The sequence below is a fragment of the Streptomyces sp. SID11385 genome (genome assembly GCF_010548245.1).
In the GTDB taxonomy this organism is placed as follows: Bacteria; Actinomycetota; Actinomycetes; order Streptomycetales; family Streptomycetaceae; genus Streptomyces.
The window spans coordinates 1-15,190 of the sequence record NZ_JAAGLR010000110.1 but is presented as its reverse complement, the minus strand read 5'-3'; the positions used below and the strand labels follow the sequence as shown (position 1 = coordinate 15,190).

At 72.5% G+C, this 15,190-nt stretch carries 13 protein-coding genes and 1 pseudogene; 6 read left to right on the top strand and 8 right to left on the bottom strand.

Going from position 1 to position 15,190, the window contains the following annotated elements; genetic code table 11:
- Positions 1–316: pseudogene (locus tag G3I42_RS03735) on the bottom strand (hypothetical protein); the annotation flags it as partial.
- 352 nt (positions 317–668) lie between these two features.
- Here G3I42_RS03735 and G3I42_RS03730 point away from each other — a divergent pair.
- The gene (locus G3I42_RS03730) at positions 669–857 is read left to right on the top strand and encodes a hypothetical protein (protein ID WP_164282413.1); all 189 of its coding nucleotides are present in this window, start codon (positions 669–671) and stop codon (positions 855–857) included.
- Positions 858–863: 6 nt separating this feature from the next.
- Complete coding sequence (locus tag G3I42_RS03725; protein WP_164282412.1) at positions 864–1,697, top strand: hypothetical protein; 834 nt, start codon at positions 864–866, stop codon at positions 1,695–1,697.
- A 42-nt stretch (positions 1,698–1,739) separates the two neighbouring features.
- On the opposite strand, the gene G3I42_RS03720 is transcribed toward G3I42_RS03725, so the two are convergent.
- Entirely contained in the window at positions 1,740–2,003 is a 264-nt protein-coding gene (locus tag G3I42_RS03720; protein ID WP_164282411.1) for a helix-turn-helix transcriptional regulator, read from the bottom strand.
- A 162-nt stretch (positions 2,004–2,165) separates the two neighbouring features.
- Between G3I42_RS03720 and map the strand changes: the two genes are divergently transcribed.
- Positions 2,166–2,933: a type I methionyl aminopeptidase gene (map, locus tag G3I42_RS03715; RefSeq protein WP_164282410.1), complete on the top strand. Its 768-nt coding sequence runs from the start codon at positions 2,166–2,168 to the stop codon at positions 2,931–2,933.
- Between the two features lie 64 nt (positions 2,934–2,997).
- On the opposite strand, the gene ggt is transcribed toward map, so the two are convergent.
- Entirely contained in the window at positions 2,998–4,824 is a 1,827-nt protein-coding gene (gene ggt, locus G3I42_RS03710) for a gamma-glutamyltransferase (protein WP_164282409.1), read from the bottom strand.
- 178 nt (positions 4,825–5,002) lie between these two features.
- Between ggt and G3I42_RS03705 the strand changes: the two genes are divergently transcribed.
- The 3 genes from G3I42_RS03705 to G3I42_RS03695 all read left to right on the top strand — a co-directional run bounded on the left by G3I42_RS03705 (position 5,003) and on the right by G3I42_RS03695 (position 10,233).
- Positions 5,003–5,755 (top strand): hypothetical protein, encoded by a 753-nt coding sequence (locus G3I42_RS03705; protein ID WP_164282408.1) that lies wholly within the window; start codon positions 5,003–5,005, stop codon positions 5,753–5,755.
- Positions 5,756–5,949: 194 nt separating this feature from the next.
- Entirely contained in the window at positions 5,950–8,481 is a 2,532-nt protein-coding gene (locus G3I42_RS03700; protein WP_164282407.1) for an AAA family ATPase, read from the top strand.
- A 186-nt stretch (positions 8,482–8,667) separates the two neighbouring features.
- A complete protein-coding gene (locus G3I42_RS03695) occupies positions 8,668–10,233 on the top strand; it encodes an alpha/beta fold hydrolase (RefSeq protein ID WP_164282406.1) in 1,566 nt (521 codons plus the stop codon).
- Positions 10,234–10,281: 48 nt separating this feature from the next.
- Here G3I42_RS03695 and G3I42_RS03690 read toward each other — a convergent pair whose 3' ends face one another.
- The 5 genes from G3I42_RS03690 to G3I42_RS03670 all read right to left on the bottom strand — a co-directional run bounded on the left by G3I42_RS03690 (position 10,282) and on the right by G3I42_RS03670 (position 14,675).
- Positions 10,282–11,178: an amino acid ABC transporter permease gene (locus G3I42_RS03690; protein ID WP_164282405.1), complete on the bottom strand. Its 897-nt coding sequence runs from the start codon at positions 11,176–11,178 to the stop codon at positions 10,282–10,284.
- Positions 11,175–11,819 carry an amino acid ABC transporter permease gene (locus G3I42_RS03685; RefSeq protein ID WP_164282404.1) on the bottom strand — a complete coding sequence of 215 codons (645 nt, stop codon included), beginning with the start codon at positions 11,817–11,819 and terminating at the stop codon, positions 11,175–11,177. Before G3I42_RS03685 ends, G3I42_RS03690 begins: the two co-directional genes overlap by 4 nt.
- A gap of 206 nt (positions 11,820–12,025) precedes the next feature.
- Positions 12,026–13,045, bottom strand: a complete 1,020-nt coding sequence (locus G3I42_RS03680) for a glutamate ABC transporter substrate-binding protein (protein ID WP_164282403.1) — start codon at positions 13,043–13,045, stop codon at positions 12,026–12,028.
- An 18-nt stretch (positions 13,046–13,063) separates the two neighbouring features.
- Positions 13,064–13,807, bottom strand: coding sequence for an amino acid ABC transporter ATP-binding protein (locus G3I42_RS03675; protein WP_164282402.1), 744 nt, complete (start codon positions 13,805–13,807; stop codon positions 13,064–13,066).
- Between the two features lie 466 nt (positions 13,808–14,273).
- On the bottom strand, positions 14,274–14,675 hold the full coding sequence (locus G3I42_RS03670) for a DUF6278 family protein (protein WP_343244444.1): 402 nt from the start codon (positions 14,673–14,675) through the stop codon (positions 14,274–14,276).
- Between the last annotated feature and the right edge of the window lie 515 nt (positions 14,676–15,190).

Below are 15,190 nucleotides of genomic sequence, written 5' to 3'. Positions count from 1 at the left end.
GGGCGTCGCGCGCGGCGAGGGCGGCCAGGTACGCCGTGCGCAGCCCGGCGGCGGCCTGCCGGGGCTGCGTCCCCGGCGCCGTGCGCGCCACGTGGTCCTCGACGAGGGCTTCGACGACGTCCCACGGGGGCGTCTCCGTCCCGTCGACGCAGGCCCGCATGCCCCGGGGGTCGCGGGCCCAGAAGATCTCGCACCAGCCGGCGCCCGGGTCGAGTCCCGCGAGCAGTTCGCCGAAGGCGCGGGCGAAGTCCGCGACCGGGTCCCGTGCCTCGGCGGTCCCGAACTGGTCGATCCGGAAGGGAAGTCGTCCCACCACGCGTGCCCCGCTCCCACTGCGGCGTCCGTCCTTTGGTGCGGAAGGAAACACCCGCCGTGTTACGCGGCGGCTACACGGGCTTTTCGGGGAGCGACGGAGTCACGGGCGGGAAGCGCGGGGCGCGCGAAGGGGGGTGACGGGCGGGGCACTCCCCCCGCCGACCCCCGCCCCCCGTGCACGACGCCCTGCCCCGTCTCGAAGTGATCTTCGTGGCGTACCGGGGCGAGTCCCCCGCCCCGGTTTCCCGTTACCGGCTGTTCCGGAGCATGGTGGACCCTGTCGGCAATGAGGCATGGCGCCGCCGGGGCGGGGCAGGAGAGCCCGGGCGGGCACGACGGAGGAGTCGCACAGGATGACGCAGCAGGACGGGACGGCGTGGGTCGGCCTCTCGCTACCCGGTCTCGACTGGCTCTTCGTGCTCGGGCTGCTCCTCACCGCGGCGGTCGTCTGCGTCGCCGTCCCGTTGCGCATCGAGATGAGCCGCTCGCACGGCGGCGGTTCCGCCGACGACGCGCAGGCCCGCTCCGGGTACGAGGACTGACCTCCCATGACCCTGCACACCCCGCGCCTGCTGTACGTGACCGACCTCGCCTACCGCGCAGCGGGCCGCCGCTACGCGGACGAGGACCTGGAGCTCTCGGCCCGGCTGCGCGCCGACTTCCCGCTCGCCCTGTGCGATCCGCGCGACGCCGCCCGTCTCCTGGACGGTTTCGACGCCGTCCTCGTCCGCAACAGCGGCCCCGTCCTGCACTACCCGGCCGCCTACGCGGAGTTCCGCGCCGAGGCGCTGCGTCGCGGCATCCCCGTCCACAACCCGCTCACGGGCCGCGCCGACATGGCGGGCAAGGGGTACCTCGTCGAGCTGACGCGCGCGGGCCTGCCCGTGATCCCGACGTACGCGGGCGACACGGCGCCCGGCGACCTGCCCGCGTCCGGCTCGTACATCGTCAAGCCGGTCGACGGCGCGGACTCGGTGGGCCTCGCGCGCCTCGACCCGGCCGCGCTCGCGGGCCGCACGCCTGACGCGCGCACGCTGATCCAGCCGTACATCCCGTTCCGGTACGAGGTCTCCTTCACCTTCGTGGACGACGTCTTCCAGTACGCGCTGTACGCCCCGGACCCCGCCCGCCGCTGGGAGCTGGCCCCCTACCGTCCGAGCGCGGCGGATCTCGCCTTCGCGCGCCGTTTCATCGAGTGGAACGCCCTGCCGTACGGCATCCAGCGCGTGGACGCCTGCCGCACGCCGGAGGGGGACCTGCTGCTCGTGGAGCTGGAGGACCACAATCCGTACCTGTCGCTCGGACTGCTCGACGAGGACACCCGCACGTCCTTCGAGCGGGCGCTGGTGGCCTCACTGAGGCGAGCGACGGCGCACAGCTGAGCCCCGCCGGCGGACAAGTCGGCCCCTCCGGCGGCAGAACTCTCAGCTCACCGCACCGAGCGGAGCCGCCCCGCACGCCTCCTCGATGGCGTCGAGCGACAGCTCCAAGGCCCGGGCGAGCGCCGCCACCGTGAAGAAGGCCGGGGTGGGAGCCCGCCCGGTCTCGATCTTGCGCAGCGTCTCGGCGGAGATGCCCGCCTCGATGGCGACCTCGGCCATGCTGCGCCCGCCGCGCGCGTCCCGGAGGAGCGCCCCGAGCCGTTCGCCGCGGGCGCGTTCCTCGGGGGTGAGCGGAGTACGGACCATGCGGCGATTCTACGGGGCCCGCACGGCGTACGGAGGGGCGCGATCAGGACGGGTCCGGGGCGGGGGTCGGGCCGGGCGGGTCCGGGCGGGGAAAGTGCAGCGGGTCCGGCGCGGTGACCGGCCGTGGGCGAGCGGTATAAGAATTGCGGTATAGTAATTGGCATGGTGCGAAGGAAGACAGCAGCCGAGATTCTTGAGATGCGCGAGGCCGGACGCGTCGTGGCCCGTGGCCTGCACGCCGTGCGGAAGGCGGCGGCGCCCGGCGTACGGCCGCGCGAGCTGGACGAGGTGGCACGCGAGGTGCTGCGGGAGGCCGGGGCGGACTCCCCGTTCCTGAACTACCACCCGCACTTCGCCCCGGTCCCGTTCCCCGCGACGCTCATCATCTCGGTCAACGACGCGATCGTGCACGGCATCCCGGGCGACGAGCCGCTGCGCGACGGCGACCTCGTGAGCGCGGACTTCGGGGCGCTCCTCGGCGGCTGGGCCGGGGATTCGGCGATCAGCTTCACGGTGGGGACGCCGCGCCCCGAGGACGTCAAGCTCATCGCGACGGCGGAGCGCGCGCTCGCCGCCGGGATCGAGGCGGCGAAGGCGGGCGCGCGGATCGGCGACATCGGCTACGCGGTGAGCACCGTGTGCCGGGCGGAGGGGTACGGCATCCCCGAGGACTTCGGCGGGCACGGCGTGGGCCGCGCGATGCACGAGGACCCGGGCGTGCCCAACGAGGGACGGCCGGGGCGCGGCATGGTGCTCCGCCCCGGGCTCGTCATCGCCATCGAGCCCATGGTCATCGCGGGCGGCACCGACGGCTACCACCCGGACCCCGACGGCTGGACGCTGCGCACGAACGACGGTTCCCGCGCCGCCCACGTGGAGCACACGGTGGCGGTGACGGAGGAGGGGCCACAGATCCTGACGGCGCTGTGAACGCGCGCGGGCGGCCGGCTCGCGTACGTACGGGAGCCGGCCGCGCGCGGGCGGGGTCAGTGGGTCACGGGGCGGGGCGCACGACCATCGCGCTGCCGCCGCCGCGCCGTACGGGTTCGGCGGCGGCCCGCCAGCGGCCGTCCTTCAGCCGCTCGATCCCGGTCGCCGCGCCGATCTCGGGCACCTGCGTGAACGTGTGCCCGATCGCCTCCAGCTTGCCGCGCAGCGCGCTGTCGTACAGCGCCGGTTCCAGCTCGGTCGCCGCGGCGTTGCGCTGGCTCGCGCGCGGCGCCGCGATGGCGTCGACGAGCGGGAGACCGCGGTCGACGTAACCGGTGAGGGTCTGGAGCACGGTCGTGATGATCGTCGCGCCGCCCGGCGAGCCGAGCGCGACGACGGGTTCGCCGTGCCGGTCGAGGACGATCGTCGGGGAGATGGAGGAGCGCGGGCGCTTGCCCGGACCGGGCAGGTTCGGGTCGGGCACGGCCGGGTTCGCCTGGGTGAAGGAGAAGTCGGTCAGCTCGTTGTTGAGCAGGAAGCCACGGCCCGGCACGGTGATCGCGCTGCCGCCGGTCTGCTCGATGGTGAGGGTGTAGGAGACGACGTTGCCCCAGCGGTCCGCGGTCGTCAGGTGGGTCGTGTTCTCGCCCTCGTACGTCGTGTCGACGCCCTTGCCCGCGGGCGCGCACCCCTTGCCGGGGTGGCGCGGGTCGGCGGGGGCGAGCGGGCTCTTCAGGACCGCGTCGTCCTGGATCAGGCAGGCGCGCGAGTCGGCGAAGCGTTGCGAGAGGAGTTCCTTCGTCGGCACGTTCTCGCGGCTCGGGTCGCCGACCCAGCGCCCCCGGTCGGCGAAGGCGATCCTGCTCGCCTCGATGAAGTGGTGCAGGTACTGCTCCTGGGAGAGCTTGCCGAGCTTGTCGTTCTCCAGGATGTTCAGCGCCTCGCCGACGGTCGTGCCGCCGGAGGAGGAGGGCGCGATGGAGTAGACGTCGAGGCCCCGGTAGCCGGTCCGGGTCGGGGCCTGGTGCTTGACGTCGTAGGCGCGCAGATCGGCGGTGGCGAGCTTGCCGGGGCGCGCGTTGCGGGTCGAGCCCGGGGCGAGCGGCGGGTGGGTCGCGGTGCGCACGATGTCCTGGGCGAGGGCGCCTCCGTACAACGAGCGCAGTCCCTTGCGGGAGAGTTCGTCGTACGTACGGGCCAGGTCGGGGTTCTTGAGGGTGCTGCCCACCGCGGGGGGCTCGCCGCCGGGCAGGAAGAGCTTCGCGCTCGCGGGGAAGTCGCGGAAGCGGGCCGCGTTGTCGGCGGTCTGCTGACGGAAGGTGGCGTCGACGGTGAAGCCCTGGCGGGCGAGGCGGGTCGCGGGCGCGAGGACATCGCGGGTGGACGTGCGGCCCCAGGAGCGCAGCGCCTCGTCCCACGTCGCGGGGGTGCCGGGGGTGCCGACGCTCAGGCCGCTCGTGACGGCGTCGGCGAAGGGGAGCGGAGCGCCGTTCTCGACGAAGAGGTTCTTGTCGGCGGCGCGGGGCGCGGTCTCGCGGCCGTCGAGGGTGTGGACGCGGTGGGTGCGGGCGTCGTAGTAGACGAAGTAGCCGCCCCCGCCGAGCCCCGAGGAGTAGGGCTCGGTGACGCCGAGCGCGGCGGCGGTCGCGACGGCGGCGTCCACGGCGTTGCCGCCCTTGCGCAGCACCTCGATCCCGGCGGCGCTCGCGTCCGCGTCGACGCTCGCGACGGCCCCGCCCCAGCCGGTGGCGACGGGGGTCTTGGCGACAGGTCCGGGGGTGTGCGGGGGTGGGGCCGCGCCGAGGCTGAGTGCCCCGGCGACGACGGCGGTCAGGGACAGGTACGAGAGGGTGCGGCGGCGCCCGGCGCGCCGCGCCGCGGAATGTGACATCCGGTCTTCCTCCAGTCAACAGCCGTCCGCGCAGCGTAACTTGGCCCCCAGCTCACCACCAGAACGCCACGCGGGCACCGCACCACGCACCCCCGCCTCGGCGCGGAGGCGCGGATCGGGCCCCAACCGGCCCCGCGCGCGGGCCGGTTGAACTGCCGAGCCGGTACGATCGCGCGCCATGACGGACGACGTACGCGACATCCTGCTCGGCCTCCTCGCCTCGGCCCTCAGCGCCGCGCTCGCCTGGTCGGCGCGCGCCTTCGTCGGGCGCCGCCGCCTCGGCCGTACGAGGGAGTTCTTCGGGCTGCCCGCGCACAGCGAGGCGCTGCTCGTGGTGAACAAGGACTCGGGCGGCGCGGACTTCGCCGTCGCCCGCTTCGACGCGTACGCGCTGCTCGAACTCGCCGCGCTGATCAAGGAGTGCGGGGCGCGGGCCCAGGTCCTCGCCCACGACGAGGCCCGGCGCGGCTTCGGCGAGCTGGCGGAGTTCTGCGTGGGCGGCCCGTACTCGAATCGCCGCACCGCTGCGCACCTGGCCGCGCTGCTCCCCGGGATACGGGTGGAGACGGACCCGAGCCCCGAGCGCAACGCCTTCGTCATCGGCGGCGAGCGGTACGCGCTCGACCACGGCCAGTCCGAGTACGTCCTGCTCGCGCGGCTCACGACGGGGCGCGAGGAGCTGACGCGCCCGGTGTTCCTGCTGTGCGGGCAGCGTTCGGTGAACAACCAGGCGGCGGCGCGCTACCTCGTGACCCACCAGGAGCGCCTGCGCCGCCGCTACCGCCGCGACTCCTTCGTGCTGCTGCTGCGGGTCGTGAACTCGGCGGCCTACGGCGCGGATGTCGTCGAACTCGTCGGCGACGTGACCCGGACGGCGATGACCCGCGCCGAGACCGTGCCGGAGACGCGGGCGAGCGCGACGGAGGCGTGACACCCGGTCCGGGCGCGCGGGGACGTGAGAGCGGGGCCGGATCGCTGTCCGGACCGCGCGCACCCCACGCCCGCCCCGCTTGCAGCCCCCATTCGGCGGTGTTTGGGTGGTGGGGGCGAAGACGCCCGTAGTCGGACACGTCCCCACCGGGCACGTGGGCCGGCATCCGTGCGTGCCGTTCACAGGGAGCGCCCATGTCACTGTCGTCCTTCGGGTCACTCGGCGGCCAGGACCCCTTCTCCGACCTGCTCAACCGTTTCTTCGGGATGTCCCCCGGTTCCTCGCCGCCCGCCGTGCAGCGGGTGCCGATCGGGCGGCTGCTGAGCGACTCGGCGCGCGAGCTGCTCGCGCGGGCGTCGCGGCGGGCGGAGGAGGACGGCAGCGCGGACCTGGACACGGAGCACCTGCTGTGGGCGGCGACGCAGGTCGAGCCGACCCGTTCGCTGCTCTCCCGCGCGGGGGCCGCCCCGGACGCGCTCGCCGAACGGCTCGCGGACGTCCTGCCCGGCGAGAGCGCGGTTCCCTCCGCCGAGCCGGGACTGACCCCCGCGGCGAAGCGCGTCCTGATCGGCGCGCACGCCCGCTCGCAGGCGGCGGGGGTCTCGTACATCGGCCCCGAGCACATCCTCGCGAGCCTGGTCGACGGCTCGTCCCCGGCCGTCGAACGGCTGCTGGGCGACAGCGGCGCCGACGCGGAGCGGATGCGCGCGGAGACGGGACGCGGCGGCGGCGAGCAGGGCCCGGGGCCGGGGCGGGCGGGCGGTGCGGGGCGTGCGGACAGCGCCACGCCGACGCTCGACGAGTACGGCCGGGATCTCACCGAGGAGGCGAGGGCGGGCCGCCTCGATCCGGTGGTGGGGCGCGCGGAGGAGGTCGAGCAGACCGTCGAGGTCCTCTCGCGGCGCTCCAAGAACAACCCCGTGCTCATCGGCGAGCCGGGCGTGGGCAAGACCGCGATCGTCGAGGGCATCGCGCAGCGCGTCGTGAGCGGCGACGTGCCGAAGACACTCAAGGACCGGCGCGTCGTCGCGCTCGACCTGCCGGGGCTCGTCGCGGGCTCGAAGTACCGGGGCGAGTTCGAGGAGCGGCTGAAGAAGGTCATCGACGAGGTGCGCGCGGCCCAGGACTCGACGATCCTCTTCATCGACGAGCTGCACACCGTCGTCGGCGCGGGCTCGGGCGGCGAGGGCTCGATGGACGCGGGCAACATCCTCAAGCCGGCGCTCGCGCGCGGCGAGCTGCACGTGGTCGGCGCGACGACGATCGACGAGTACCGCAAGAACATCGAGAAGGACGCGGCGCTCGAACGCCGCTTCCAGCCCGTCATGGTCTCCGAGCCGAGCGTCGAGGAGACGGTGCAGATCCTTCAGGGGCTGCGCGACACGTACGAGGCGCACCACCAGGTGCGTTTCAGCGACGACGCGCTCGCCGCGGCCGCCGAGCTGTCGGACCGCTACGTCACGGACCGCTTCCTGCCGGACAAGGCGATCGACCTCATCGACACGGCGGGGGCGCGCGTGCGGCTGCGCTCGCTCGGCGGCTCGGCGGAGGCGACGGAGCTGGAGGACCGGCTCGCGAAGCTGAACCGCGAGAAGGACCAGGCGGTCGCGGCCGAGGACTTCGAGCGGGCGGACGGGCTCAAGCGCGAGATCGGGTCGGCGCGCGCGGAGCTGGACGGGATCGCCGAGCGGCGCGAGGGCGTGCGCGAGGTGACGGTCGAGGACATCGCGCAGGTCCTCTCGCGCCGTACGGGCATCCCGGTCGCGCAGCTCACCGAGGACGAGAAGCAGAAGCTCATGAAGCTGGAGGAGGCGCTGCACTCGCGCGTCGTCGGCCAGGAGGAGGCGGTGACCGCCGTCGCGCAGGCGGTGCGGCGCAACCGGGCCGGGATGGGCGACCCGGACCGGCCCGTCGGCTCGTTCCTCTTCCTCGGCCCGACCGGGGTCGGCAAGACGGAGCTGGCGAAGGCGCTCGCGGAGCTGCTCTTCGGCGACGAGAACCGCATGGTGCGCTTCGACATGAGCGAGTTCCAGGAGAAGCACACCGTCTCGCGGCTCGTCGGCGCCCCGCCCGGCTACGTCGGGCACGAGGAGGCGGGGCAGCTCACCGAGAAGGTGCGCCGCAGCCCGTACAGCGTGCTGTTGTTCGACGAGGTCGAGAAGGCGCACCCGGACGTCTTCAACACGCTGCTCCAGGTGCTCGACGACGGACGGCTCACCGACGCGCAGGGCCGGACGGTCGACTTCCGGCACACGGTCGTCATCATGACGTCCAACATCGGGGCGCAGCGCATCCTCGATCACCACGGCGACGTCAGCGGCATCAGGGACGAGCTGATGGAGGACCTGCGCGGACGGTTCCTGCCGGAGTTCCTCAACCGCGTGGACGAGGTGATCATCTTCCACAGCCTCGGCGACACCGAGCTGACCTCGATCCTCGACCTGCTCCTGGAGCGCAGCGCGCGCCGGGTCCACGCCCAGGGCCTCGGTCTGGAGATCACCCCGGCGGCGAAGAAGCTGCTCGTCGCGCACGGCACGCAGCCGGAGTTCGGGGCGCGGCCACTGCGCCGCACGATCCAGGCCGAACTGGACAACCGCATCGCCGACCTGCTCCTCGGCGGCGAGGCGGACCCGGGGGACACGGTGGTCGTGGACGTGGGGGACGAGTCGCTCCAGACCTCGGTGCGCAAGGGGGCGGCGGGCGGGGAGGCGAAGGCCGCCGCCTGAGCGGTACGCGGCGCGAGCCGCCCCTGGCCCGTACGGGCCGGGGGCGGCTCGCGCGTGCGGGGGGCGGCCCGTAATCGTTACTCGCGCGTAACATGCCGACCGGTTACCTCCGGTAAGCCCCTGCGGTTACCGTCGGGTCACTTAGCGGTCCTCACCGCGTCGCTCACCCTTCCCGAGAGGTGACCCATGCGCGCTCCCCGCTCCTCCCCCACGCTCGCCGTCCTCGCGGCGGCACTCCTGCTCACCGGTCCGGCCGCCGCCGGAGCCGTCGCCGCCCCCGCCGCCGCTGCCGCGGCGCCGACCGTCCGCTTCGCCGACATCCCGGGCGACGGCGGCACCGTCCTCAAGGGCAACGTCGTCGCCCCGGCCGACACGAGCCGCGCGTACCCCCTCGTCGTCCTGCCGACGAGCTGGTCGATGCCGCAGATCGAATACCTGGCACAGGCACAGAAACTCGCCGAGACGGGGTACGTCGTCGTCACGTACAACTCGCGCGGCTTCCTCCAGTCCGGCGGCGAGATCGAGGTCGGCGGCCCGAAGGACGTCGCGGACGCCTCGGCGGTCATCGACTGGGCACTCGCCAACACCCCGGCGGACGCGGGCCGCATCGGCATGGCCGGGGTCTCCTACGGGGCGGGGATCAGCCTGCTCGCGGCCGGCCACGACCCCCGGATCAAGGCGGTCGCGGCGCTGAGCGGCTGGGGCGACCTGATCGACTCGATCTACAGCGGCCGCACCCAGCACGCGATGGCGGGCGCGCTCCTCGGCGGCCTCGGCTTCCTCACGGGGCGGCCGAGCGCCGAGTTCCAGCAGATCCTGAAGGACTTCCTCGGCTCGAGCCTCGCCAAGGAGGACGAGATGATCGCGTGGGGCAAGGTCCGCTCCCCCGCGACGTACCTCGACGGCATCAACCGCAACAAGCCCGCCGTCTTCCTCGGCAACGCGTGGGGCGACTCCTTCTTCCCGCCCAACCAGTACGCCGACTTCTTCTCCAAGCTCGCGGGCCCCAAGCGCCTGGAGTTCCGGCCCGGAGACCACGCGACGTCGGAGGCGACGGGCCTGCTCGGGCTGCCGAACGACACCTGGACCGACACACGTCGCTGGCTCGACCACTACCTCAAGGGCGAGGACAACGGCGTGCAGAACGAGGCGCCCGTGCACCTCTCCTCCCGCTCGGACGGGGGGTACGAGGACTACGCGAGCTGGCAGGACGTCGGCAAGGCCACGACGAAGCTCGGCCTGGGCGGCAGTCAGCGCATCGCCACGAACCTCGACTCGGGCGCCGACGGCGGCGTCACCCTCCTGTCCAACGCGCTCGACCAGCTCGTCAAGCTCCCCCCGACCGTCTCGGTTCCGCTCCTTCCGCGCGCCTGGACGGGGGTGTGGCAGTCGTCGGCGTACGGCAGCGAGCGCCACGTACGCGGCACGGCACGGCTGCACACGACGGTGACGCCGACGAAGGCGGACGGCACCTTCGTCGCGTACCTGTACGACGTGGGCCCGCTCGGCGTCGGCAAACTCGTCACCCACGCCCCGTACACCTTCCACGACCGCACGCCGGGGCAGCCGTTCGCCGTCGGCCTGGACCTGTTCGCGACGGCGTACGACGTACCGGCGGGCCACAAGCTCGCCCTCGTCGTGGACACGGTCGACCCGCTCTACATCGAGCACAACCCGACCGGCGCGCAGCTGACCTTCTCCTCGCCGGCGGCCGACCCCTCGTATCTGTCGGTACCGCTGCGCGAGCAGTGATCCCCGGCCGGCGCCGGACGGGTCACACCTTCTCGGCGTCCCCCGTCCTCAGCGGGCGGGGGACGCGGTGTTCTGGAGCGGGGCTCCGGGGCCCGGCTCCGGTGTCGCGGCCGCCTTGGCCTTGGGATCGCGGCGCTCCCGCCGCGCGAGCCAGTGCGCCAGCCAGGACAGGAGCATGCACATCCCGATGTAGACGGGCGAGATGACCATCACCACGGGGATGAAGGGCAGGTCGTAGTCGAGGTTGGACGCGATCAGTTTTCCGGCATGGAGGAACTCCTCATAGGTGATCAGGTATCCGAGCGAGGTGTCCTTGAGCGCCACGACCAGCTGGCTGATGATCGACGGCAGCATGGCACGGATCGCCTGCGGGATCAGGATGTACGTCATGACCTGCGTCTTGCGCATGCCGAGCGCGTACGCCGCCTCCCGCTGGCCGCGGTCGACGGAGGCGATCCCCGAGCGGAACACCTCGGCGAGCACCGAGCCGTTGTAGAGCGTGAGCCCGGTGACGAGGGCGGGCAGGGGCTGCACCTTCAGCGCGATGAAGACGAAGAAGATCATCACGAGGACCGGCATGGCCCGGAAGAACTCCACGAGCGCGGTCGCGGGCCAGCGGACGAGGCGGTGCTCGGACAGGCGCCCCACCGCGAGCAGGGTGCCGAGGGCGAGGGCGAGCACCGCCGAGATCGCGAAGGCCTTCAGTGTGTTGCCGAGCCCGCGCAGCAGGAGCTCCTGGATGCCGACGTACTCGAAGGGAGTCCATTTGGCCGCCGTGAACTGGTCGGTGTCGAAGAGCAGGTAGAGGAGCCAGCCGAGGAGCGCGAGGAGCACCGCGGTCGCGGCCAGGCCGTAGAGCGCGTGCCTGCGGCGGGTGCGCGGTCCGGGGATGTCGTAGAGGGCGCTGGCCCCGGGCTCCCCGTGGCGCGAGAGGAGGGACTTCACCGCGGCACCCCCCAACGGTGTTCGAGGTAGTTGAACAGGGCGCTGATGGCGAGGGTCAGGATGAGATAGCCGACGGCGATCCAGACGAAGACCCACACGATGTTGAAGCCGAGTTCGTTGAGCGTCTTGTACGTGCCGAGGAGTTCGGTGACGCTGAAGGCGCCCGCGATCGCCGAGTTCTTCGCGAGGGCGATCAGCTGGGAGCCCACGGGCGGGATCACGGAGCGGAACGCCTGCGGGAGGATCACCGTCGTGAGGGTCTGGCCGAAGCTCATGCCGAGCGAACGCGCCGCCTCGCCCTGCCCCTTGGGCACGGTGTTGATGCCCGAGCGGAGCGCCTCGCAGATGAACGCCGAGGTGTAGCAGCCGAGCGCGAGCACGGCGAAGAGCTGGAAGGGCAGGACGAGCCCGAAGCGTGGCAGACCGAGCAGCACCGCGAAGAAGAGCAGCGTGAGCGGCGTGTTGCGCAGCACCGTGACCCACGCGGTGCCGAAGGCCCGCAGGCTGCCGACCGGGGCGACCCGGAAGGAAGCCATGACGAAGCCGAGGGCGAGGGCGAGCAGCGAGGCGTAGACGGTGAGTTCGAGCGTGCCGAGGAAACCCTTTCCGTATTCCGAGAAGTTCTGGGTCAGTACGTCCATGGGCGGTCCGGGGGTGCTTTCTGCGCGGTGCCTTGGCGGCGGGTGCCGGGGGGGGGTGGTGCGAGTGGCGCTGGGTGGTGTGGTTCGCGCGCCGCGTGGTGCGAGGGGGCGCACTGCTTGGTGCGGGGGCGCGCCGCCTGGTGCGGTTCCCGGCATCGAGTGGCGCGCCCCGTGGTGCCGCTCGCCGCGGGCGGGTACCCGTGGGGTCAGGAGGCTGGGTAGCGGTCGATCGGTGGTGGCTTCGGGGCCGGGACGCCGGAGAGGCCGAGGGTCGCGTCGTACGCCTTCTTCCAGGTGCCGTCGCGCTCGCGAGCGGCGAGGATGCCGTCGATCGCGAGGCGCAGCGCGTTGTCCTTGCGGGGCACGCCGATCCCGTACGGTTCCTTCGAGAACGGCTTGCCGACCACCTTCAGCTCCTCGGGCACCTTCGCGGCGTAGCCGAGCAGGATCGAGTCGTCGGTCGTGACGGCGTCGACCTGGTAGGTGAGCAGGTTGTCGACGCAGATCGAGTACGTGTCGTACGAGACGAGGTCGGCCTTCGGGTAGTCGTGCTGGATGCGCTGGTACGGCGTCGATCCGGCCGCCGAGCAGACGCGTTTGCCGTCGAGGTCGTCCGGCCCCTTGATGCTGTCCTCGTCCTTGCGCACGAGCAGGCCCTGACCAGCCATGTAGTAGGGCCCCGCGAAGCCGACGAGTTTCTTCCGGTTGTCGTTGATCGTGTACGTACCGACGTAGTAGTCGATCTGACCGTTCTGGAGCGAGGTCTCGCGGTTCGCGGAGGCGATGGTGCGGAAGCTGATCCGGTTCGCGGGGAAGCCGAGCCCCGCCGCGACCATCTTCGCGATCTCGATGTCGAAGCCGGTGTACCTGCCACTCGCGGGGTCCTTCTCGCCCAGGTAGGGCTGGTCCTCCTTGGCACCCACGACGAGCCGGCCGCGGGCCTTCGCCTTGCGCCACGTCGCCGAACCCGGCAGCCGGAAGCCGGAGTCCACGCGGTAGCGCGGCAGCTCGGCCGCGCTGGGCCCTTTGGCGGGCGGGCTGCCTTCCTTGCCGCAGGCGGCGGCGAGGAGGCAGAGGAGGGCGAGGAGGAGGACAGCGGGACGGGAGTGGCGGCGCGGCTCACGGGAGTGGCGGCGCGGCTCGCGGGAGTGGCCGTACCGGAGCGTGCGGGGCGAGCGGTGCGGATGCTTGCGGGAGTGGTGGCCGGGGTTGTGGGCGCTGGTCACGGCGGGGCTCCTCTCCGCTCAGTGCTTGAGGATCTTGGAGAGGAAGTCCTTGGCGCGCTCGCTCTCCGGGGCGGTGAAGAACTCCTCGGGTGTGCGGTCCTCGACGATGCGGCCACCGTCCATGAAGACGACGCGGTCCGCCGCAGACCGGGCGAAGCCCATCTCGTGCGTGACGACGACCATCGTCATGCCGGAATCGGCGAGTTGTTTCATGACGTCGAGGACCTCGTTGATCATCTCGGGGTCGAGCGCGGAGGTCGGCTCGTCGAAGAGCAGGGCCTTCGGGTCCATCGCGAGGGCCCTCGCGATCGCGACGCGCTGCTGCTGACCGCCGGAGAGCTGCGCCGGGTACTTGCCGGCCTGCGGGCCGAGCCCGACGCGGTCGAGGAGTTCGCGTGAACGCCGGTCGGCGTCCTCGCGCTTGCGGTGGCGGACCTTGATCTGCGCGAGCGAGACGTTCTCCAGCACCGTCTTGTGCGCGAAGAGGTTGAAGGACTGGAAGACCATGCCGACCTCGGTCCGCAGCCGGGCGAGGCCGCGCCCCTCGTCGGGCAGTGGCTCTCCGTCGAGCAGGATGGAGCCGGACTGGACGGTCTCCAGCCTGTTGACCGTGCGGCAGAGCGTGGACTTGCCGGACCCCGAGGGTCCGATCACGACCACCACCTCCCCGCGGTGCACGGTGAGCGAGACGTCCTGAAGTACGTGCAACTGCCCGTAGTACTTGTTGACGTCACGCAGTTCGATCAGTGGCTCGACGGCCATCGGCAAGAGACCAGCCCATCCGTAGCGGTATCGGTCCGCGCAAACTACCCATCCGGATACGGGGCTTGGAGGGCGACACGCACATTCGGGCATTAACCGTATTTGAGGCCGAGCATGTGGATATCCCCCGTCGATCGGGGCGCGAGAAGGGCTCCAGGGGCCCTGAGACGGCCCGGACTTCACCCCTTCGAGGGCGGGTCGGAAAGGCAGCGCGAAAAGCGGCTCACCTCAACGAGTGAGCCGCTGAGGTATTTTGCGGAGTTATCCACAGATGTGGCGGGATGGGGGGTGGGGCGAGGGGAAGTGCGAAAGACTGGTGTTGGGGCCGCCCCCAGGGAGGGTGGGGGCTGCCCTGACGCCCCTTGCGACGGCCACCCACCGCCTCCCCCCCTCCCGACGAGACCAGCCCGCCACCCCCCTCCGCTCACCCCTCCCCCTCACCCCTCCGAAATCTCCCCCTCACCCCTCACCCTTCCGAAACCTCCCCGTACACCTGCGACAGCTCCGGCGCCCCCGACTCCGCCCACGCCAGTCCGTCCTCCACTACCGCGAGTTCGCGGCCCGAAGGCAGCAGAACCACCGGCGTTCCGTCCCCGCCCAGCCGCCACACCGCTCCCGGTACGGTGCGCGCGACGACGGTGCCCAGGTAGAAACCGGCGTCGTTGCCGAGGTGGTCGAGGAGTTCGGGGTCGGAGCGCCAGCGGGGCAGCAGTTGGTCGAGCGCTTCCAGGGACTCCGGGGAGTCGTCGAGCACGACGCCCGCCTCGGCGGCCTCCGCCCGCAGCAACTCGCACTCCGCGAAGAGCTCCACGGCCGCGCGCGGGTCCTCCTCCAGGAGTTCACCGACCGGACGCGGCGGCCCGCCCACCCCGGCAGGCACCGCCGCACCCTCGTCTCCCGCCACCACCGTCGCGCCCCCGCCGACGCCCTCCCGGGCCACCGTCGCAGTCGCACGCGACGCCCCCGCCGCCTCACCACCGGCACCACCAACTCCACCGGCACCACCACCGGCGCCCGGAACACGACCCGAACCGCCCACGCCCGCCTCCTCCTTCCCACCTCCCCCACGCGCCACGTCACCCGCACCGTCCACCGCGTCATCCGCACCACGACCGGCCTCGTCCGCCGCTCCGCGCTGCTCCGGGCGTCCACCGAAGAAGGGAATCCTCATACCGCCCAGCCTGACACCGGGCCACTCCTCACACCACAGGACGCGCAGACGGGCTCTCCCAAGCGTTCTCAAGCGATCGGCAAAGCACAGACCTGATCAACCCGTTCGCCACCCGCCCTCTCCACCACGCCACCGCGCAGCCTCCACATCCCGCCTCCGCGCCCTCGCCGCCCGACCCGCCCGGCGGCCCTGCCCGGCGGCCCCGCCCGGCG

What these genes read in the sequence shown, in the direction of transcription:
- G3I42_RS03695 (WP_164282406.1), top strand. Translation starts at nt 8,668, where the DNA reads ATGCGCGCTCCCCGCTCCTCCCCCACGCTCGCCGTCCTCGCGGCGGCA.
- G3I42_RS03725 (WP_164282412.1), top strand. Translation starts at nt 864, where the DNA reads ATGACCCTGCACACCCCGCGCCTGCTGTACGTGACCGACCTCGCCTAC.
- ggt (WP_164282409.1), bottom strand. Translation starts at nt 4,824, where the DNA reads ATGTCACATTCCGCGGCGCGGCGCGCCGGGCGCCGCCGCACCCTCTCG.
- G3I42_RS03720 (WP_164282411.1), bottom strand. Translation starts at nt 2,003, where the DNA reads ATGGTCCGTACTCCGCTCACCCCCGAGGAACGCGCCCGCGGCGAACGG.
- map (WP_164282410.1), top strand. Translation starts at nt 2,166, where the DNA reads ATGGTGCGAAGGAAGACAGCAGCCGAGATTCTTGAGATGCGCGAGGCC.
- G3I42_RS03700 (WP_164282407.1), top strand. Translation starts at nt 5,950, where the DNA reads ATGTCACTGTCGTCCTTCGGGTCACTCGGCGGCCAGGACCCCTTCTCC.
- G3I42_RS03685 (WP_164282404.1), bottom strand. Translation starts at nt 11,819, where the DNA reads ATGGACGTACTGACCCAGAACTTCTCGGAATACGGAAAGGGTTTCCTC.
- G3I42_RS03730 (WP_164282413.1), top strand. Translation starts at nt 669, where the DNA reads ATGACGCAGCAGGACGGGACGGCGTGGGTCGGCCTCTCGCTACCCGGT.
- G3I42_RS03675 (WP_164282402.1), bottom strand. Translation starts at nt 13,807, where the DNA reads ATGGCCGTCGAGCCACTGATCGAACTGCGTGACGTCAACAAGTACTAC.
- G3I42_RS03705 (WP_164282408.1), top strand. Translation starts at nt 5,003, where the DNA reads ATGACGGACGACGTACGCGACATCCTGCTCGGCCTCCTCGCCTCGGCC.